This window comes from Hominenteromicrobium sp., from assembly GCF_046974225.1.
Classification (GTDB): Bacteria; Bacillota; Clostridia; order Oscillospirales; family Acutalibacteraceae; genus Hominenteromicrobium; species Hominenteromicrobium mulieris.
In genome coordinates, this window is record NZ_JBKWAE010000004.1 from 46,738 (window position 1) to 65,853 (window position 19,116).

Consider the following 19,116-nt stretch of genomic DNA (forward strand, 5'->3'; position numbering starts at 1 on the left):
CTCTCTTTCATAGCCCCTGATTTTTATAACAAAAGCGCGCCGCAGCCCTGCACGACGCGCTTTGTTCAGGTTTTAAACCGCAATTATAACCGAATGATCTTTGTTGCCGTATTTTCCACAAAGCGGCGGTCGTGCTCCACGAAAATGACTGTGGGCACACACTCTTTTAAGAGCGTTTCAAGCTGCATGCGGGAAATAACATCGATGAAGTTCAGCGGTTCGTCCCACACAAGCAAATGTGCCTTTTCGCAGAGGCTCCGCGCAATGAGCACTTTTTTCTTTTGTCCCTCGGAAAAATCCTCCATGCGCTTTTCAAACTGTGTGCGCTGAAATTCCAGCTTGCGCAAGATCGATTTAAAAAGGCTTTCGTCAATGCCGCAATGCTCTGCATAGTCGCGCAGTGTGCCGGAAAGTCCCTCCGCGCTTTGCGGGATATACGAGACCACAAGCCCGCTTGCGGTTTTCAGCGTGCCGGCATGGGGAACATCTTCACCGCACAATAGCTTTATGATGCTCGATTTACCGCAGCCGTTTTTGCCCTGCAATGCCGCACGGTCGCCGCGGCGGATCTCAAAGCGCAGCGGAGGAAAGATGGGGCCGTCACCGTAATCAATAGAAAGGTCGTTTGCCTCTACCAAAAGGTCTTTCGGGTGGCGCAGCGTCGCAATCTGCAATTTCGTATCGGCCGATTCAATGTTTTTCAGCAGCGCGCTTTTTTCCTCCAGCGCATCGTTGCGGCGGGATTCAATGCTCTTTGCACGCTTCATCATCTTACGGCTTTTTTCACCCTCGTAGGCACGACGGTCAAGGGCCTTTTCCGTGCGCTCCGGTTTGAAACCGATCTTGCGGTCTTCCGCACGGTTTGACCATTCCGCGCTGCGGCGGGCAGCCGCCTCCAGCCGCTTCACATCCTTTTTGAGTTTCTCATTTTGTTGTAACTCAAATTGATCCTCGCGGTCTTTCTCCTGTTGCCACGTCGTAAAGTTGCCGCGCATCACCGTGATGTCCGCGCGGTTGATGGAAAGCACATGGTCGATGACTTCGTCCAGAAACGCACGGTCGTGGCTGACAAGGATGAACCCTTTTTTCGACTTCAAATACTGAGCCAGTGTGCCGCGCGCTTCGATATCGAGGTGGTTCGTCGGCTCGTCGATGAGCAGAAAGCTGTTTTCGCGGATAAATAAAATCGACAGCAGTACCTTCGTACGCTCGCCGTAGCTTAGCGTCGAGTAGGGGCGGTAAAGCAGTCCCGGGTCGGCGTCGAGTAAGTTGAGCTCACGCGTTAGCCGCCACATCTCAAAGTCCGGCACGATGCTCTCCGCAATCTCAAGCGGCGTATCGTCCGGATTTTCCACCTCAAACGGGAAATACTCAAAGTTGACCGAAGCGGAAATGGTGCCGCTGTACGCGTATTTTCCGAGCAGCAGATTTAAAAACGTCGTTTTGCCTCTGCCGTTGCGCCCGATAAAGCCGCACCGCCAGTTTGTATCTATGGAAAAAGACGCGTTTTCAAAGACGTTATCAAAGCTGCCTTCATAGCCGAAGGTCAGGTTTGACACCTGTATTAAAGACATAAATGTTCACCGTATTCTTTCCGAGCCTTATGCCGGATACGCGGTAACGGGGTAAGGCTCAATAGCCGAATACACCTTCGATGGATTCGTCGTTTATGATCCAATCCTGAACATCTATCTCTCTGAACCGATCGTGGTCATCGCGCACGATGACCCGTGCAATGCCTGCGTTGATGACCATGCGCTTGCACATGGAGCAACATACGGCGTTTTTCACATAGTCGCCGGTAGAGACCTCCTTGCCGACAAGATACAGCGTGGCGTCGATCATCTTATCGCGCGGGGCGCTGATGATGGCGTTTGCTTCCGCATGTACGCTACGGCACAGCTCATAGCGTTCACCGCGGGGAATATTTCTTTCCACGCGCACGCATTTGCCGATATCCGTGCAGTTTTTTCTGCCACGCGGCGCACCGACATAGCCGGTGGAGATCACTTCATCATTTTTTACGATCACAGCGCCGTAGTGACGTCGAAGGCATGTGCAGCGCTGGGAAACGGTCTCAGCCAGATCCAGATAGTAGTTCGTTTTATCTCTCCGATGGATATCATTCTCCACGAAGAACACCTCACTTTGCATTCAGGCACTCCGCAATCGGAAACTACACATATACGACTGCGTATCATCGTTCGCTTTTGCGCAAAACCGCAGGGGAGACGCCATAATTATTAAAATATATTGTAGCACATTGCATTTTGAACTGCAACCCCGTTTCCGGGTGTTTTGTGAAAAAGCGCGTAAGCGCCTGCAATAAAACCTTTTCTGCCGTCTTTACATCCCGTCGCCAAAATGGTACAATATATTATATTAAAGAACAAATTCAGGAGCTGTTTATGGGCGGCAATTTTTTGGGCGGCGCGGTGGCGCTGCTGTATTTTCTGATGTTTCAGCTGTGCGGCGTAACACTTGCCGCATGCTTTTTAAATAAAGAGCGGCGATATACACAAATGATTCTCGGCAGTGCCGCGGGCAGCGTGCTCTTAATGTGGCTGCCGTCGTTGTGGGCATTCCTGTTTTCGTTCAGCATCACAGCGCATGTTTTGGCGCTCATCTCACTGCTTATGCTGACGGTTGGCGCTGTGTTCTTAAAGCGTCCGAAGCTGCTTCCGAATGATTTTCCCGGCAAACGCAAAGCCTTCTACCGTGCAGAACGCACACTGCTTTTGCCGCTCGGCTTGTGGCTGCTGTTCGTGTTTTTGGTGCTGCACAGCTTCCGTTACCAAAACGGCGAGATCTGGTCGAGCCAATGCACCTACGGCGACATGAGTATGCACCTCGGGTTCATCACGAGTATCGCGGAACAGAAGACATTTCCACCCATGTATTCCATTTTGCCGGGCGTGAAGCTTTCGTATCCGTTCTTGTCGGACAGCATTTCTTCAAGCCTATATTTGCTCGGTGCGCCGCTGCGCTTTGCGTATGTGCTGCCGATGCTTTTTGCCGGGGCGCAGGTGTTTTTCGGCGCACATCTTTTCTGGCAACGCTGGCTGCGTGATAAAGCGAAGACCGCGTTAGCGGAGATTTTGTTTTTTCTAAACGGCGGCTTCGGCTTTGCGTATTTCTTCCCGAATCTGCAAAACGGAACAGATAATTTTACCCGCATTTTCACATCGTTTTATGAGACACCCACGAATCTTGTCAACCAAAATATCCGCTGGGTGAACGTCATTGTGGATATGCTCATCCCGCAGCGCGCAACGCTGTTCGGCTGGGCGGTTTTATTCCCGCTTTTATACGTGCTGTACCGCGCCGTTTATGAGCACTGCGAGCGGTATTTCATCATTGCCGGTATTTTTGCAGGCGGACTCGTCATGATTCATACGCATTCGTTCCTCGCGTTCGGACTCATTTGCGGCGTGTGGCTTTGCTTTGCACTGTGCCGCAGAGTGTTTCGGGGCAGCAGTGCTCATGTGCAGTTTACCGCAAAAGTCGCTGCACTCGTTTTGATGTTGCTCGCGTTCGGCGCGCAGTTCGTCACGCCGAAGCTCATCTCGCGCGAATCATCCGTGTTTCTGTATCTGGTTTTGGTTTGTGCTGCAGCGTTTGTTTTGTTTGTGCTCGCACTGCTCACCATGGCGATCCGCAAGGGTTTCGGTATACAGCTTGTAAAAACGTGGGGCGTATTCCTGCTCATCACACTGTTGCTTGCCGCACCGCAGCTTTTCACGTGGACATTCTCGCAGGCGAGCGGTGACAGCTTCATGCGTGGGTGGTACAACTGGGGCAATTTGCAGGACGGCTATTTGTGGTTCTATCTTGTGAATCTCGGCGTCACGGCACTGTTGTTCCTGCCTGCATTTTTCACGGCAGATCAGCGCCGGTTCACGGTCTGCGCTCCCGCAGCCGTCATTTGGTTCATTTGCGAGTTTGTCGTGTTCCAGCCGAATACCTATGATAACAACAAGCTGCTTTACGCCGCGTATTTTCTCGTCTGCGGCGTAGTCGCTTCGTATATGGTCGAGATTTACCGCCGCCTGCGCACACTGCCGGGCCGCCGCGCATTGGCTGTCGGCGCGCTCGTGCTATGCATGCTTTCTGCGGTGCTGACCATCGGCAGAGAGAGCATTGCGGGCTATTGCTTATACGGCGACAGTCAGCTCAAAGCAGCGGAGTACATTTATGAGAACAGCGAGCCGGAAGACACTGTGCTCACCGATATGCGCCATAACAACGAGATCGCGGCGCTGACGGGCAGAAACATCGTCTGCGGCTCCACAAGCTACGTGTATTTTCACGGGCTCGATTACACCGAGCGCGAAACGGACATGCAAAGTATGTTCTCCGCACCGCAGGCAAACTGTGCGCTCTTTGAAAAATACAGCATTGATTACATTCTGGTCTCCGCTTACGAGCGCAATAACTTCACCGTGAATGAAGCGGAGATCAAAGCGCTGTTCCCGTGTGTCTTTGACGAAAACGGCGTGCAGATCTATAAAGTGACATTTTAATCGAAAGGATATCCCTATGCAAAGACTTTCCGATATATCCACCATTCGAGCCGTCATGGAAAAGAACGGCTTCAGCTTTTCCAAAGCGCTCGGTCAGAACTTTCTCATCAATCCTTCCGTCTGCCCGCGCATGGCTGAGATGAGCGGCGCGGCAGACTGCGCAGGCGCCATTGAGGTCGGCCCCGGCATCGGCGTTTTGACCTACGAGCTTTCGCAGGTCTCAAAAAAAGTCGTCACCATCGAGCTTGATAAGCGCCTGTTGCCCGTTTTAGACGAAACACTTGCCGACTGCGATAACGTGAAGGTCATCAACGACGACGTGATGAAGATTGACTTGCACCGCGTCATCGAAGAAGAATTTAACGGGGAAGAGGTCGCTGTGTGTGCGAACCTGCCGTATTACATCACATCGCCGGTCATCATGAAGCTTTTGGAAGATCGTTTGCCCATCACGAGCATCACGGTTATGGTACAAAAAGAAGCGGCAGAGCGTTTGTGTGCACAGCCCGGCACGCGCGAGTGCGGCGCTGTCAGTGCGGCCGTGCAGTATTACGCCGAGCCGGAAATTTTGTTCGAGGTCAGCCGCGGCAGCTTTATGCCCGCACCGAATGTGGATTCCGCTGTCATTCAGTTGCGTATTCGAAAAGAACCGCCTGTGGATGTGCACGATGAAGCACTTTTCTTCCGCGTTATTCGCGCTGCGTTCGCACAGCGCCGCAAAACGGCCGTCAATTCCATTTCCAACACACTGCATATGTCGAAGCAGCAAGTGACAGACGCCTTCGAGCAAGCCGGGGTTCGGGCAAATTCCCGCGCCGAAGCACTCACGCTGCCGGAGTTTGCCGCTGTTGTCAATCAGCTTACCGATTAAGGAGATGCTTTTATGAACATGAACAAAAATGTACTTGAGCATATGGATAAAGCCGCATATATCATTTTGCTGTGCATCGCCGCCGTTGCCGTGCTCGTCTCCATGGTCACAGGGCCGCTCGGCTATAAAAGCCTTTCCATCGGCGCTGCCGTAAGCGCCGCCATCATTGCCGCTGCGCTCCTTTGGCACACGCTCCGCGCCGCCGCACCGAAATACAAACGATAAAATTTTCCGCATAGCAAAAGCCCCGCAATTACCGAACCAATCGGTTTTGCGGGGCTTTCTGTGTTTATAGTTTAAATAACGCCGAGCTCTTTCAAGGCGCGGTAAATGCCGTCGTCGTCCACATCTGTTGTCACATAATTTGCAGCCGCCTTGGCTTTTGCACAACCGTTGCCCATCGCAACGCCGAAGCCGACGTCGCGCAGCATGTCCACGTCGTTCGGGCCGTCGCCGAACACGAGAATTTCATCGTTTCTTATCCCGTAATGCGCTGCCATCGCCGGAATACCGATTTGCTTACCGCCGTTTTGCGGAAGAATATCATAGCAATAACCGACAGCATGTGTGATACGTACATGCTTCAGCGGCAAAATACGCGGCAAATAAATTTCCGGGTCGTATACCATAAGCTGATACACTTCGTGACAATCTGCACGCAATATATCGTAAACGGGCGGGGAGAGAAGATTATGCCGCAAAAAGTGATCTTCAATATGTTTCGCCGGAGTTGCGGCAAAGCACTCGCGCCCCTCGGCGATCAGGCAGGGGAAAGGCTCCTCTTTTTGCAGCTGCATCAAAAGACGAATGTCTTCCGGGTCGATCGCCAGCGTATGTAAAACCTTGCCGTTTTTATCGAAGCAATATTGCCCCGTCATCGCGGCAAAGCCGTCAAAATCAAAATAATCACGCAGGAAATACGTCATTGGCGTCACACGGCCCGTTGCAACGAATAGCAGAACACCATTTTCACGCGCCTTTTTTAGTGCATGCAGCGTCGAAGGCGGCATACGTTTATCCCGCCCGAGCAAAGTGCCGTCAATGTCAAAGAAAATGGCGCGAAAAGACATGGTACCTCCAAAAGAAAAAGCTTTCGCGCGGAAAGCCTTTTAGAAATTTATGCTCTCTCTTTATATTTTTCTACGATGAGATTTGCGCACTTGTAAATGTCGCCGCCGCCAAGCGTTAAAATGAGGTCGTTTTCCTTAGCGTGCGTCATCACATAATCCGCAATCTCCTCAAAGCTGCCAAACCAGCAGCTGCCGGGAATCTTCGCCGCAAGGTCGCTTGTGTGAATGTTATACGTGTTCGTCTCGCGCACGGCGAGAATTTCCGTCATCACAACATGCTGGGGGATGGAAAGCGCCTTTGCAAAATCATCCAGCAGCATTGCAGTGCGGGAATAAGTGTGCGGCTGGAATACCGCCCAAACCTCATGGTAGCCCATGCGCACGGCAGCGGAAAGCACAGCGGAAAGCTCTGTCGGGTGGTGCGCAAAGTCGTCGGCAACGGTCACGCCTTCAAATTTGCCTAAAATCTCAAAGCGGCGGTGTACGCCGGAGAAGTCCTCAAGCGCCTTTTTGATATGCTCGCCGTCCACACCCATGCCATGTGCCGCAGCGGCAGCCGCCAAAGCGTTCATCATGTTGTGCTCACCCGGCACGCGCAGGCTCACGCGGCAAACGCGCTCGCCCTTATACATAACGGTAAAGTCTTCGCAGACCGTATCTTCTTCGTTGAGCTCCGTCACGTAGTAATCGCTTTTATCCGTTCTGCCAAATGTGACGATCTCCGCATTCGTAATGCCCTCTACGGCGCGCATGGCGTTGGCGTTATCTGCATTGACGATGATGCGCTTTGAGGTCTGCAAGCAGAACTGATGAAACGACTTCACAATATTATCGAGCGTGCCGAAATAGTCGAGATGATCGGCATCAATATTTGTGATGATGCTGATGGCGGGGTGGAGCTGCAGGAACGTATCGACATATTCACACGCTTCGCAAACAATGTCCGCACTTTTGCCGACTCTGCCGTTGCCGTTGATGAAAGGCAGCTTGCCGCCGATGACGGCGCTCGGGTCACGTCCGGCTTCAATCAAGATCTGCGTGAGCATGCCGGTCGTCGTCGTTTTGCCGTGCGTGCCGGAAACCGCAATGGGGTTTGCAAACTTCTTCGTCAAAAGGCCGAGCATCACGGAACGCTCCAACGTCGGAATACCCTTTGCACGCGCCGCGACGAGCTCCGGGTTATCCTGCTTTGCAGCCGCCGTGTACACCACGACCTCCGCATCGCCGATATTCTCCGCGCGGTGGCCCATGTGCACCGGGATGCCGTAGCTGCGAATACGTGCGAGCGTGTCGGATTCATTGATGTCGCTGCCGGTGATGATATAATCCTTGTGGTGTAAAATCTCCGCCATAGGGCACATACCGGAACCGCCGATGCCTACAAAGTGCAGACGACGTACGGTATCGAGCAGGTTAACGTTTTTATCGGTCGTATTATTCTGATTCGTCATAACGAAAGAGTCCTTTCTGAATTGGCTTCACGCAAAACTTGTTTTGCGAAATTATCTGAAATTATGTAATACACTGTGTTATATCTCAAAAACATAGCTATGCGTCCGAAATTGCATACCCATACACATACATTATACCGCCAACGGGCAGAAAAATAAATAGCAAATTCAAAAAAGTATAAAAAAGTCTTTCAGGGCGCACAAAAGCCGCCCGTTTCCATAAAATGAAGCGGATGATAATTTGAAAGGTGGGGGAAATATGCCCATGATCAATACATTCGGCGTCATCGGCGGCGATGAGCGCATGAAATATTTGGCGCAGTCCATTGCGGCGGACGGTTACCCCGTGTGTGTCTGCGGTTTAGAAAAGCTCGGCACCTGCCGCGGCGCAGCGGAATGCGACCTGCCGCAGCTCGCGGCGAAAAGCTCCGTCATCCTTTTGCCGCTGCCCGCAACAAAGGACGGTCTGTTTTTAAACGCGCCGTATGCCGAAAACGAAATTCGTTTAGATGACGATTTTGCGCGTCTTTTTATGCACAAAACGGTGTGCGGCGGCATGCTTCAGCGGTTGACCGCCTCGTCTTCCCTGTGGCGTGAGATTGAGCCCGAAGACTACTACCGCCGCGAAGAGCTTGCCGTCGGCAACGCGATCCCAACGGCAGAGGGCGCAGTCGGCATTGCGATTCGCGAATACCCCGGCACGATAAACGGCGCAAAATGTCTCATCACGGGGTTCGGGCGCATCGGGAAAAATCTGGCGATTATCCTGCGCGGTATGGGTGCAGAGGTATTCTGCGCAGCGCGCAAAAAGGCCGATCTCATGCAAATGCGCGCGTTCGGCGTGCAGCCGTTGACGTACCGCGAGATCAGCAGAAGGTTCGATCTCATTTTCAACACTGTGCCCGCAAAGGTTTTGACTTCGCCTGTGCTCATGCAGCAAACGCGCGATACGCTCATCATCGAGCTTGCCTCCGCACCCGGCGGCACCGATTTGAAGCGTGCGGAAGAATTGCACCTGCATGTCATCGACGCGCCCTCGCTGCCCGGCCGCGTCGCGCCGAAGACGGCGGCGGAGTATATCAAAGAGGCGGTCTACAATATTTTGGAGGAGTAGTGATCGACATGCCCACGCTTGCCTTTGCCATGTGCGGATCGTTCTGCACATTTGAAAAAGCTCTCGCGCAGCTTGCTCTGCTGCGAAAGGACTGGGATATGTTGCCCGTGATGAGCGAAACGGCGTACACGACCGATACACGCTTCGGCACGGCGGAAAGTTTTCACGAGCGCATAGAAAACATCTGCGGACGAAAAATTATCCACACCATCGCAGAAGCGGAACCCATCGGCCCGAAGCGTCTTGCCGATGCCGTGCTCGTCGCGCCGTGCACGGGAAACACCGCTGCGAAGATTGCAAATGCCGTAACGGATACAGCTGTCACGATGGCGGTAAAATCCGCCCTGCGCGTCTCCATGCCCGTTGTACTGTCCCTCGCCACAAACGATGCTCTCGGTGCGTCGTGCAAAAACATCGGTCTGCTTATGAACACGAAAAACATCTATTTTGTGCCCCTCGGACAGGACGACCCCATAAAAAAGCCGAATTCTCTCGTCGCACATTTCGACCTAATTCCCGAAACGCTTGCAAATGCCGTGCGTGGAGAACAGTTGCAGCCTGTTTTGCGATGAAGTGCGCCGCGAAAGGCAGTTGAATTTGTAAAAAAGCTGTGCTATACTGAAAAGCAGAAACGGCAATGCCGAAATGGGAGGCTATTATGCTCTACTGCACGAAATGCAAAAGCATCTGCGAGGATTCCACACAAACCTGTCCGAACTGCAAGCGCAGCCGCGGTCTGCGGCCCGTAAAGCCCGAGGACGAAGTGTTTTTCCTCAAGGTCAGCGAGGGGGAAGCTGCGGAGCTTGCGCTGCTCTTTGAGCAAAACGCGGTGCGCCATGCGATACACCCCGTAAAAGGTGGCTTTTCCACCAGCGTGTACGACCCGGAGTATCTGCCGACCGATAAGGATATTTACGTGGAATACCAAGACCTCGAACGCGCCAAAGAGCTGATGCTCAAAGAGCGGGAAGAGCAGTCGCAGGAAAAACCGTCCGAAGAGAACGATATGCCCCGCGGCAAGCGTATGCTCATCCAGTCGCTTTCTGTCATCGCGTTCATGGCAATCGTCATTTTGGTCGTGCTCGGCTCAGATTTCATCGCAAATCTTTTAAAAGCGCTTTTCACAAAGTAAGCACTGCCGCGAAAATAGGATATTATTAAAGATTGGGGAAGTCCAAATGAAACAGTACAGACCGGATACAACGTGTATCCACGCGGGCTATACGCCCGGAAACGGTGAACCGCGCGTTCTGCCCATCGTACAAAGCACCACATACACCTATGACAGCTCCAAAGAAATGGGCGATCTGTTCGATTTAAAAGCGGACGGCTTTTTCTATACGCGCCTCGGCAACCCGACGCTCGACGCTGTGGAAAAGAAGCTTGCGGCACTCGAGGGCGGCGTAGGCGCGCTCGTCACATCTTCCGGCCAGGCAGCCACCATGATGGCCGTTCTGAACATCTGCCACGCAGGAGGTCATGTTGTGTGCTCCAGCGCCGTATACGGCGGCACATTCAACCTGTTCTATAAAACCCTGCATGAAATGGGCATTGACTGCACATTCGTTTCGCCGAACTGCACCGAGGACGAGCTGAACGCCGCATTCCGCGAGAACACCCGCTGCGTGTTTGCGGAAACGCTTACGAACCCGTCTCTCGTCGTGACGGACCTCGAAATGTTTGCAAACGCCGCACACGCGCACGGCGTACCGTGCATTGTCGATAACACGTTCCCGACGCCCATCAACTGCCGTCCGTTCGAGTTCGGCGTAGACATCGTTACGCACTCCACCACAAAGTACCTCGACGGTCACGCGGTGCAGCTCGGCGGCGCCATTGTAGACAGCGGTAATTTCGATTGGAACAACGGCAAGTTCCCGGAGTTCACAGAGCCGGATGAATCTTATCACGGCATCGTGTATGCCGAGCACTTCGGTAAGGCGGCGTATATCGCAAAAGCGCGCTGCCACCTGATGCGTGACATTGGCGCGCAGGCCGCCCCGATGAACGCATTTTACCTCAACCTCGGCATGGAAACGCTCGCACTGCGCATGGAGCGCCATTGCTCGAACGCGCAGAAGATTGCCGAATTCCTCGAGCAGGACGACCGTGTGGCGTGGGTCAACTATCCGGGTTTGGAGAGCAGCCCGTACCACGAGCTCGCTATGAAATATATGCCGCACGGCACCTGCGGCGTCATTTCCTTCGGCATCAAGGGCGGCAGGGAAGCGGCCACCCGCTTTATGGACAGCTTGGAGCTTGCCTCCGTCGTCACGCACGTCGCAGACCTGCGCACCTGCGTGCTGCACCCGGCCAGCACCACGCACCGCCAGATGACCGACGAGCAATTAAAGGAAGCCGGCGTCTCCCCGGATCTTATCCGCCTCTCCGTAGGCATCGAAAACCCGGAAGACATCCTCGATGACATCAAGCAGGCACTTGAGAAAGCAACCAAATAACATTTATATAGACGAAAAGCACGGCGCGAGAAAAAATTTTGCGCCGTGCTTTTGCATAGTAGCACCGCCTGCAGGTTTCATATCTCCTGCAGGCGGTTTTATATACTCAACTTTTTCAATTTTCGGGTTCCGAAGACTCCGGGGATTCGGTGTTTTCTGTCTGCTCCGAAGCTTCGGGGAACGCGTCGGGGTTGGTTTCCGGCTCGCTTGCTATATTCTCTGCGTCTGCCGTTTCGGTCAGCGGTTCCTTTTCCGGCTCCTTCGGCGGCTCTTTGAGCGGCAGGGTAATCATCACGGTAAAAAGGTCGCCCTTTACGGTCACGTGGAAAGTACCGCCACAGGCCTCCGTGAAGCTTTTCGCAATAGAAAGGCCAAGGCCGCTGCCGGAAGTGGAACGGCTGTCATCCCCGCGCACAAAGCGGGCCGTCAGCGAATCGCCGTCCATGGTAAGCTCGTATTTCGAGATATTCTGGATCGTCACGACGGCGTTTTGACCCTGCTTTTGCAGTTCCACGTAGACACGCGAACCCTCAAGCGCATATTGTGCCGCGTTCTTAATGAGGTTCTGGAACACACGGTACATGCGCTGCCCATCAGCATAAACGGGGAAGTCCTCCTGCGGGATCTGCACGCGCCACGTCAGCTCGCTGTCGTTCATCACGCCGTCCATATCTCCGAGCGTCTGCCGCAAAAGCTTATCGAGACCGATGTATTCCGGCATCAGCGTAATATTGCCGGTTGCGGCTTTAGAGACATCGAAAATATCTTGCAGCATATGGCGCAGACGGTCTGCTTTCTGCGAGACGATCTTCAAATAATCCTGCATGTGCGGCGGCAGATTCGGCTCGGTCTTCATCAATTCAATATAGCTGATGATGGACGTGAGCGGCGTTTTGATGTCGTGCGAAACATTCGTGATAAGCTCCACCTTCGTGCGCTCGGATTTGATGCCTTCCTCCACCGCGATACGGATGCCGTCACGGATCATATTGAGCTGCATAGCGGAATCATAAAGCGGGGAAGTAGCGGGCAGGTGATTCATCGCGTCAAGGTCGCCCTTGTACATTTGCTCCACCTGCTCCATCAGCTTGCCATAATCGCGCAGGTCGTCGCGCAGTGCCCACGCAAACCATACAAGCGTACCCACACCCGCGGAAAACAGACCGACGTAAAACGCGACAAACCAAATCGTATTCATCAACCAATGGCTGTAAAAGAACACATATCCTAAAACACCTACGATGCAAAGCCCCACCAAAATACCGGCGGTCGCCATGTATTTGCGGTAAACAATCTGCTCGAATTTTTTTCCTTCGCGGTTGCCAAGCACAAGCTTCAAAACGGAATGAATGATGTTGTGCCGATAAATCCGCCGGTTGTGAGAAATATCGATGCCGAGCAAATAGAACACAAAGAACACGGAGAACAGGGTAACAGCTGTGCCTGCAAGGTCAAACCCATACGAAATGATATTGAGCACAACAAAAGCCCATACAAATACAGCTATGACTTTGATTTCTATCCAAATCCATTTGAGTCCGTGTGCAATGTAGCGCTCAAACAGCTTTCTGTCCTGCCGGAACAAAATGGAGAACAGCAGCACCAGAACGAACATAATCACCGCTGCCATAATCAATCCCATATAAAAATATATGGTTTTCATTTGCGACTGCGCTGCGCTGACAATTTCGTTCGAGGAGTAGTAAGAGGTTGGCTCTGTGCGCACCGCAAAACTGATTTTAGGCGATTGAACGCTACTTTGTCTCAGTGCTTCCAGTGTATACGAAAGCGTATTTGTATAAACTGCACCCGGTGTATCACTGCTGAAAACACAGTCTAAAGCACCGTCTTTATCGCTGTGATAAATTCTGACTACACCTTCTTCGCAGATAAAAAGGTAATTGAACCCCTCCGGCAGCGTCTGCGCATCCCAGTTTGAGTCATTCGTCACCGTTTTACCGGCAGGGTCTATGCCATAGCTTGTTACGGAATAGAGGTCGTCTTTAGAAATCGATTCCACATAGACCGTGGAGACCGTTGTGCCGGTTTCGTCACGCGAAACATAGTAATGATAGCTGCTCGATGCTACGGCGTTTTCGTCTGCATCTTCGTCGGAAGTCGCATTTGAATTCGCGGCGGTATCGCCTTGCGTACTGTAATACAATCGCTCAAACAGCGCGGAAGCATTTTCTTTATATGTGTCTGTCTCACGTAGGTCACCCGAAAGCGCTTGTCCGATCTCGGTAAAAAAATAGCTACCCTCGTCAAAAATGCTTTGCCCGTAGTATATGGCAAATATCAAACCCGCAATAATAGAAAACGCGCACAGCAAAAAGCAGAACCAGGCGAAAACACCGCGGGCAAGGTTAGTGCTTTTCAATTTCATAACCGATCCCCCATACCACTTTCAAGTATTCCGGCTCGCTTGGGTTCAGCTCGATTTTCTCGCGTATTCTGCGGATGTGCACCATCACGGTGTTTTCCGCCGAGTACGCGGGTTCGTTCCAGATGCGGCTGTAAATTTCCTCGGCGGGGAAGATGCGGCCCGGGTGCTCCATCAAAAGCTCCACGATTTTCGTTTCCGTCGCCGTCAGTTTTACAGGCTCGCCGTCCGCATACAGCACATGCTCATCCAGCTTGAACGTCAAACGCCCGTTCACGATCACGTTGTCGCTGCGTGTGTTGATGTCGCCGAGGTCGGTGTAGCGACGCAGCTGCGATTTCACCCGCGCCACAAGCTCCATCGGGTTGAACGGTTTCGAAATGTAGTCGTCCGCGCCCATGGAAAGGCCAAGAATTTTGTCGCTGTCTTCACCCTTTGCGGAAAGAATGATGATGGGCAGATTCTTCTTTTCGCGAATTTTCATCACGGCGGAAAGTCCGTCCAGCTTCGGCATCATCACGTCGATGATGATCAGATGCACTTCTCGGGAGGTCACGCAATCCAGCGCCTGCAAGCCATCGTAAGCGTTCAGCACATGGTAGCCCTCACGCTCCAGCGTAATGGTAATGGCGCGCACGATCTCGTGGTCGTCATCCACAACCAAAATGGTTCTTTTATTCATATCCGGCATAAAATGCCCTCCTTTTCACTCCATGCTGAAAGTATACAGAACACCTCTTACAAAATCGGGAATAGAATTCTTACAATCAGCTTACAATTCATCTTTTTATCATTGTACAGGATTTTCATGCGCTTCGCAATGCCATCCCGGTTCTTTTTTATGCGGCTGCACATACTCTTTATAAAAAGAAATAGGGGGAACGCAGAATGAAAGTGCACATATTCGGTAAAAAGCAGGTGCTTTATGTTGTTTTGGCAATCATTCTCTTGTGCATCGGTATGGTTTGCGCTTTGCGCGCAGTCAACCGTTTAGACGCAGCAGAGGCTGCCGCAGGTATTACCGATTGGGGTCTGAGCTTTCAAACCGAGGGCGCACCGCCCGTTGCAAATGCCTCGCAGGAGTATTTAAAAGAGTTTGGCGCGCTGTATGTCGGCGACACGAACAAAAAAGAGATCTACATCACATTTGACGCCGGCTTTGAAAACGGCAACACGGAGAGAATTCTGGACGCGCTCAAAAAGCACGGCGTAAAGGCAACGTTCTTCCTTGTCGGCAATTATTTTGAAACGCAGCCGGAGCTTGTAAAACGCATGGCAGAGGAAGGCCACACCATCGGCAACCACACGTATTCGCACCCGGATATGTCGAAGATCGGCGATATCCAAAGCTTTCAGACCGAGCTACAAAAGAATGAAGCGCTGTACAGGGACATTCTCGGCAGCGAAATGCCGAAGCTCTACCGCCCGCCGCAGGGGAAATTCTGTGAGGAAAACCTCAAAATGGCGCAGCAGCTCGGGTATTCCACGGTGTTTTGGAGCCTTGCCTACGTCGATTGGTATGCAGATGACCAGCCCACACCCGAGCAGGCATTTTCTAAATTACTGCCGCGTATTCATCCCGGCGCGGTTGTTTTGCTGCACAGCACGTCGAGCACGAACGCCGAAATCTTAGATGAGCTTCTTACAAAATGGGAAGAAGCGGGCTACTCGTTCGGCGACCTTGAAGCCTATTGTGCCGCACAGAAAACATCTTGAGCACGTTTTGTCAGCAAAACGTAAGCTATAATTCTTTAAAAGAAAAATAAAAACCATGACGTTTAGTATACTTATTTGCGGAACTTTTAAGGAACTTGAAAAAGAACGGATCATGAAAGGAACAATTCAGTATGGTAGAAGCACTTGTCAATTTTTTCAGAAATATTATTCCGGGTGAGCTTACGGTGTTCATCCTCTCCATGATGCCCATCATCGAGCTGCGCGGCGGTCTTGTTGCGGCGAAAATGCTCGGCGTAGATTTATTGCCTGCCATGCTGATCTGCTTCATCGGCACCATTTTGCCGACGCCGTTCATTCTGCTCTTTATCAATAAGATTTTCGACTGGATGCGCAACACGCGCTTTGTAAAGCTTGTTGACCGCATGGAAGCCAAGGGCAGAAGCAAGTTTGCGCAGATTGAAAAATACAAGACGTTCGGCCTGCTCATCTTCGTCGCCATTCCGCTGCCGGGCACCGGCGCATGGACGGGTTCGCTTGCCGCAGCGCTGATGAAAATGCCCATTAAAGACGCGCTTTTCTCCGTCATCGGCGGCACGCTCATCGCGGATATTTTGATGGCGATCTTCTCCTACGGCCTGCTCGGCATGTTCATTTAATAAGGAAGTTTAAATGGAAACAAAAGACATTATCATCATCGGCGGCGGTGCAGCGGGGCTTATGGCGTCGTGTGCCGCCGCACATGTTTTGAAAAAACGCGGTTCTGTTCTTGTTTTGGAGGGCAACGCAAAGCTTGGCAGAAAGCTGCTCGCCACCGGCAACGGCCGCTGCAATTTAACGAATTTAAACGTTTCGCCCGCGCATTACCACGGCGATGTTACGGCAATTCAAGACCTATTGCATGAATACACGCCCAAAGCTATTTGTGCCGTGTTCCGCGAAATGGGGCTCGTCACCAAGCCGGACAGCGAGGGCAGGGTATACCCGCAGAATCAGCAGGCGGCGGCCGTGCTCTCCGCTTTGCGATGGGATGCCGAAAAATACGGCGTGTCGTTTTCGGAAGAACACACCGTTTCAAAAATCGAGAAAGTCAAAAACGGATTTACGCTCATCTGTACGGACGGCACGCAGCTTTTCACAAAGCAGTGCATTTTGACGTGCGGCGGTGCGGCATCTCCGCGCCATTCCTGCGGCGAGGGCTACACGCTCGCAAAGCAGCTCGGCCATACGGTGACAAAGCTGTACCCGTCTTTAACGCAGCTTACCGTGCGCGCAAAGCAGTGGAAAACGCTCTCCGGCACGCGCGCCCCTGCAAACGCCGTGCTTTTGGCAGACGGCAAACCCGTCTATGAAGAAAGCGGCGAGGTGCAGTTTACGGATACCGGCATTTCCGGCATTTGCGTGTTCGGCCTTTCCATATATGTCGGCGAGTTCTTTGCGCTCGGCACGATCCGCAATAAGAAGTGCACTTCACTTGCCGTACAGCTCGATCTTTTGTCGGACATGGCCTATCAGGACGTGCTCGATTATCTCCTTGAGATGACAAAATTGTATCCCGCACGTGCAGCGGGCGATCTGCTCTCCGGCCTACTCAATATGCGTCTCGGCTACATGCTTGTCGGCGCGGCGGGCATCGTGCAAAGCGAACCGGCGGTAAAAATCAAAGCCCTACAGCTTAAAAAGCTTGCTTCTCTCCTTAAAGGCTGGAGGTTGGACATCACCGGCACGAAAGATTTTTCTGCGGCGCAGGTCACGGCGGGCGGCGTGCCGCTTACGGAGCTCGACCCGCACACGATGGCATCTAAAAAAGCCCCGGGGCTTTACCTTGCAGGCGAGATGCTGAATATCCACGGCGATTGCGGCGGCTACAACCTGCATTTTGCGTGGGCAAGCGGCATCACAGCCGGAAAAAGCGCAGCCTATCGCTGCCTGAAGGAGGAAAAACGATGATACGCATCAGCGACATTTCCATGCCGCTTCACTATACGGACGAAGCTTTGCGCCGCGCAGCCGCCAAAAAACTGCGTACCGATGTGCAGACGCTCAAAAAACTGGCACTTGTCAAGCGCTCTGTCGATGCCAGAAAAAAGCAGGACGTGCGCTTTGTCGTTACCGTGGATGTGGAAACGGACGGCAACGAAGACAAGCTGCTTTCCCGCGTGCGCGACAGCCACGTCACAAAAGCGCCGAAAAGAACCTATGCAATACCGCCGCACGGTACATTGTCGCAGCGTCCGGTCGTTGTGGGTTTTGGCCCGGCGGGCATGTTCGCAGGCTTATTGCTCGCACGCGCCGGCCTGCGCCCGATCATCTTAGAGCGCGGCGGCTCCGTAGAAGAACGCCAAGCGGCCGTAAACACCTTCTGGCAGATGCGAAAACTAAACCCAAGCTGCAACGTGCAGTTCGGTGAGGGCGGCGCAGGCACGTTTTCGGACGGCAAACTCAATACAGGCACGAAAGATGAGCGCATTTTCTTCGTATTGCAAACGCTCTGCGAGCACGGCGCACCCGAAGACATTCCATTTGACGCAAAGCCGCACGTCGGCACGGACAAGCTGCCGCAAACCGTCCGCGCCATTCGCGAGGAGATCAAATCTCTCGGCGGCGAAGTGCGCTTCAACACGCAGATGACCGACCTGCTCGTCAAAAACAATGCTGTTTGCGGGGTTGTTGCCGAGACAAACGGTGTGAATGAGACGATCGAGACCGCACACGTCATTCTCGCTATCGGCCATAGTGCGCGCGATACATTTAAAATGCTGTTTGAAAAAGCTGTGTACCTATGGAGCCGAAGCCGTTTTCCGTCGGCGCGCGCATCGAGCACCACGCAGAGACGATAGATCGCGCACAGTACGGCGATTTTGCAGGCGACCCCGCACTCGGCGCGGCGGACTACAAACTCAATGTTCACCTTGAAAACGGCCGCGGCGTGTACACGTTCTGCATGTGCCCGGGCGGCTACGTCGTCGGTGCGGCATCCGAAACGGGTAGTGTCGTGACAAACGGCATGAGCGAATACGCCCGCGACGGTCAAAACAGCAATGCCGCGCTGCTTGTCGGCATCACGCCGGAGGATTTCGGTTCCGCGCATCCGCTTGCCGGCATTGCGTTTCAGCGTAAAATCGAGCGCGCCGCATTTGAAGCGGGCGGGGAGCATACAGTGCCCCGTGCCAGCGCGTTGGCGACCTGCTTGAAAACCGCGTAACGACTGCGCTGAACGGCAGCGTGCAGCCGACCTATCGGCCCGGAGTTGTGCCCGGCGATTTAAGGGCCGTGCTGCCCGATTATATCTGCGATTCCATGGCGGAGGGCATCCGCCGCATGGGCAGGCGGCTGAAGGGCTTTGACGACCCGGACGCTTTATTGACCGCTCCCGAGACCCGAAGCTCTTCACCCGTGCGCATCCTCCGAAACGAGACGCGCGAGTGCCCCACGGTGCGTGGTCTGTTTCCGTGCGGAGAGGGCGCAGGTTACGCCGGCGGCATCACCAGCGCCGCCGTAGACGGCCTGCGCTGCGCAGAAGAAATCTTGAAGCAAAGTCTATAACATACCAAGCGCCCCAGCGGACTGT

The 19,116-nt window shown here is 53.1% G+C and carries 16 protein-coding genes and 1 pseudogene; 11 read left to right on the forward strand and 6 right to left on the reverse strand.

Going from position 1 to position 19,116, the window contains the following annotated elements:
* Positions 1-83 precede the first annotated feature (83 nt).
* Positions 84-1,574 (reverse strand): ribosomal protection-like ABC-F family protein, encoded by a 1,491-nt coding sequence (gene abc-f, locus ACLTX1_RS04410; protein ID WP_308448437.1) that lies wholly within the window; start codon positions 1,572-1,574, stop codon positions 84-86.
* A gap of 58 nt (positions 1,575-1,632) precedes the next feature.
* Entirely contained in the window at positions 1,633-2,121 is a 489-nt protein-coding gene (locus tag ACLTX1_RS04415) for a deoxycytidylate deaminase (protein ID WP_308448499.1), read from the reverse strand.
* Between the two features lie 287 nt (positions 2,122-2,408).
* Between ACLTX1_RS04415 and ACLTX1_RS04420 the strand changes: the two genes are divergently transcribed.
* Genes ACLTX1_RS04420 through ACLTX1_RS04430 form a run of 3 tightly spaced genes read left to right on the forward strand, consistent with a single transcriptional unit; the run spans position 2,409 to position 5,619 of the window.
* Entirely contained in the window at positions 2,409-4,523 is a 2,115-nt protein-coding gene (locus tag ACLTX1_RS04420) for a hypothetical protein (protein ID WP_308448436.1), read from the forward strand.
* Between the two features lie 16 nt (positions 4,524-4,539).
* A complete protein-coding gene (gene rsmA / locus ACLTX1_RS04425) occupies positions 4,540-5,394 on the forward strand; it encodes a 16S rRNA (adenine(1518)-N(6)/adenine(1519)-N(6))-dimethyltransferase RsmA (RefSeq protein WP_308448435.1) in 855 nt (284 codons plus the stop codon).
* A 12-nt stretch (positions 5,395-5,406) separates the two neighbouring features.
* On the forward strand, positions 5,407-5,619 hold the full coding sequence (locus ACLTX1_RS04430; protein ID WP_308448434.1) for a hypothetical protein: 213 nt from the start codon (positions 5,407-5,409) through the stop codon (positions 5,617-5,619).
* A 71-nt stretch (positions 5,620-5,690) separates the two neighbouring features.
* Here ACLTX1_RS04430 and ACLTX1_RS04435 read toward each other — a convergent pair whose 3' ends face one another.
* Positions 5,691-6,464, reverse strand: a complete 774-nt coding sequence (locus tag ACLTX1_RS04435) for a Cof-type HAD-IIB family hydrolase (protein WP_308448433.1) — start codon at positions 6,462-6,464, stop codon at positions 5,691-5,693.
* Positions 6,465-6,511: 47 nt separating this feature from the next.
* Positions 6,512-7,915 carry a UDP-N-acetylmuramate--L-alanine ligase gene (gene murC, locus ACLTX1_RS04440; RefSeq protein WP_176820236.1) on the reverse strand — a complete coding sequence of 468 codons (1,404 nt, stop codon included), beginning with the start codon at positions 7,913-7,915 and terminating at the stop codon, positions 6,512-6,514.
* A gap of 259 nt (positions 7,916-8,174) precedes the next feature.
* On the opposite strand from murC, the gene ACLTX1_RS04445 reads away from it, so the two are divergent.
* The 4 genes from ACLTX1_RS04445 (at position 8,175) to ACLTX1_RS04460 (ending at position 11,488) form a co-directional block, all read left to right on the forward strand.
* The gene (locus ACLTX1_RS04445; protein ID WP_308448432.1) at positions 8,175-9,029 is read left to right on the forward strand and encodes a dipicolinate synthase subunit DpsA; all 855 of its coding nucleotides are present in this window, start codon (positions 8,175-8,177) and stop codon (positions 9,027-9,029) included.
* An 8-nt stretch (positions 9,030-9,037) separates the two neighbouring features.
* A complete protein-coding gene (locus ACLTX1_RS04450) occupies positions 9,038-9,601 on the forward strand; it encodes a dipicolinate synthase subunit B (RefSeq protein WP_308448498.1) in 564 nt (187 codons plus the stop codon).
* A gap of 65 nt (positions 9,602-9,666) precedes the next feature.
* On the forward strand, positions 9,667-10,161 hold the full coding sequence (locus ACLTX1_RS04455; RefSeq protein WP_308448431.1) for a hypothetical protein: 495 nt from the start codon (positions 9,667-9,669) through the stop codon (positions 10,159-10,161).
* Positions 10,162-10,207: 46 nt separating this feature from the next.
* Complete coding sequence (locus tag ACLTX1_RS04460) at positions 10,208-11,488, forward strand: O-acetylhomoserine aminocarboxypropyltransferase/cysteine synthase family protein (RefSeq protein WP_176820234.1); 1,281 nt, start codon at positions 10,208-10,210, stop codon at positions 11,486-11,488.
* Between the two features lie 115 nt (positions 11,489-11,603).
* Here ACLTX1_RS04460 and ACLTX1_RS04465 read toward each other — a convergent pair whose 3' ends face one another.
* Positions 11,604-13,874, reverse strand: a complete 2,271-nt coding sequence (locus ACLTX1_RS04465) for a histidine kinase dimerization/phospho-acceptor domain-containing protein (RefSeq protein ID WP_412330525.1) — start codon at positions 13,872-13,874, stop codon at positions 11,604-11,606.
* Positions 13,855-14,553: a response regulator transcription factor gene (locus ACLTX1_RS04470; RefSeq protein ID WP_412330564.1), complete on the reverse strand. Its 699-nt coding sequence runs from the start codon at positions 14,551-14,553 to the stop codon at positions 13,855-13,857. The genes ACLTX1_RS04465 and ACLTX1_RS04470 overlap by 20 nt, the downstream gene beginning before the upstream one ends.
* Positions 14,554-14,759: 206 nt before the next feature.
* On the opposite strand from ACLTX1_RS04470, the gene ACLTX1_RS04475 reads away from it, so the two are divergent.
* The 4 genes and pseudogenes from ACLTX1_RS04475 to ACLTX1_RS04490 all read left to right on the forward strand — a co-directional run bounded on the left by ACLTX1_RS04475 (position 14,760) and on the right by ACLTX1_RS04490 (position 19,091).
* Positions 14,760-15,587, forward strand: coding sequence for a polysaccharide deacetylase family protein (locus tag ACLTX1_RS04475; protein WP_412330526.1), 828 nt, complete (start codon positions 14,760-14,762; stop codon positions 15,585-15,587).
* A 131-nt stretch (positions 15,588-15,718) separates the two neighbouring features.
* On the forward strand, positions 15,719-16,204 hold the full coding sequence (locus ACLTX1_RS04480) for a COG2426 family protein (RefSeq protein ID WP_176820231.1): 486 nt from the start codon (positions 15,719-15,721) through the stop codon (positions 16,202-16,204).
* Between the two features lie 13 nt (positions 16,205-16,217).
* Complete coding sequence (locus ACLTX1_RS04485) at positions 16,218-17,495, forward strand: NAD(P)/FAD-dependent oxidoreductase (RefSeq protein WP_395506352.1); 1,278 nt, start codon at positions 16,218-16,220, stop codon at positions 17,493-17,495.
* A pseudogene (locus tag ACLTX1_RS04490) lies at positions 17,492-19,091 on the forward strand (NAD(P)/FAD-dependent oxidoreductase). The gene ACLTX1_RS04485 and the pseudogene ACLTX1_RS04490 overlap by 4 nt, the downstream one beginning before the upstream one ends.
* Positions 19,092-19,116: the final 25 nt, after the last annotated feature.

Coding starts and splice junctions, on each gene's coding strand:
- abc-f (WP_308448437.1), bottom strand. CDS start 1,574: ATGTCTTTAATACAGGTGTCAAACCTGACCTTCGGCTATGAAGGCAGC.
- ACLTX1_RS04420 (WP_308448436.1), top strand. CDS start 2,409: ATGGGCGGCAATTTTTTGGGCGGCGCGGTGGCGCTGCTGTATTTTCTG.
- rsmA (WP_308448435.1), top strand. CDS start 4,540: ATGCAAAGACTTTCCGATATATCCACCATTCGAGCCGTCATGGAAAAG.
- ACLTX1_RS04430 (WP_308448434.1), top strand. CDS start 5,407: ATGAACATGAACAAAAATGTACTTGAGCATATGGATAAAGCCGCATAT.
- ACLTX1_RS04435 (WP_308448433.1), bottom strand. CDS start 6,464: ATGTCTTTTCGCGCCATTTTCTTTGACATTGACGGCACTTTGCTCGGG.
- murC (WP_176820236.1), bottom strand. CDS start 7,915: ATGACGAATCAGAATAATACGACCGATAAAAACGTTAACCTGCTCGAT.
- ACLTX1_RS04445 (WP_308448432.1), top strand. CDS start 8,175: ATGCCCATGATCAATACATTCGGCGTCATCGGCGGCGATGAGCGCATG.
- ACLTX1_RS04450 (WP_308448498.1), top strand. CDS start 9,038: ATGCCCACGCTTGCCTTTGCCATGTGCGGATCGTTCTGCACATTTGAA.
- ACLTX1_RS04455 (WP_308448431.1), top strand. CDS start 9,667: ATGCCGAAATGGGAGGCTATTATGCTCTACTGCACGAAATGCAAAAGC.
- ACLTX1_RS04460 (WP_176820234.1), top strand. CDS start 10,208: ATGAAACAGTACAGACCGGATACAACGTGTATCCACGCGGGCTATACG.
- ACLTX1_RS04465 (WP_412330525.1), bottom strand. CDS start 13,874: ATGAAATTGAAAAGCACTAACCTTGCCCGCGGTGTTTTCGCCTGGTTC.
- ACLTX1_RS04470 (WP_412330564.1), bottom strand. CDS start 14,553: ATGAATAAAAGAACCATTTTGGTTGTGGATGACGACCACGAGATCGTG.
- ACLTX1_RS04475 (WP_412330526.1), top strand. CDS start 14,760: ATGAAAGTGCACATATTCGGTAAAAAGCAGGTGCTTTATGTTGTTTTG.
- ACLTX1_RS04480 (WP_176820231.1), top strand. CDS start 15,719: ATGGTAGAAGCACTTGTCAATTTTTTCAGAAATATTATTCCGGGTGAG.
- ACLTX1_RS04485 (WP_395506352.1), top strand. CDS start 16,218: ATGGAAACAAAAGACATTATCATCATCGGCGGCGGTGCAGCGGGGCTT.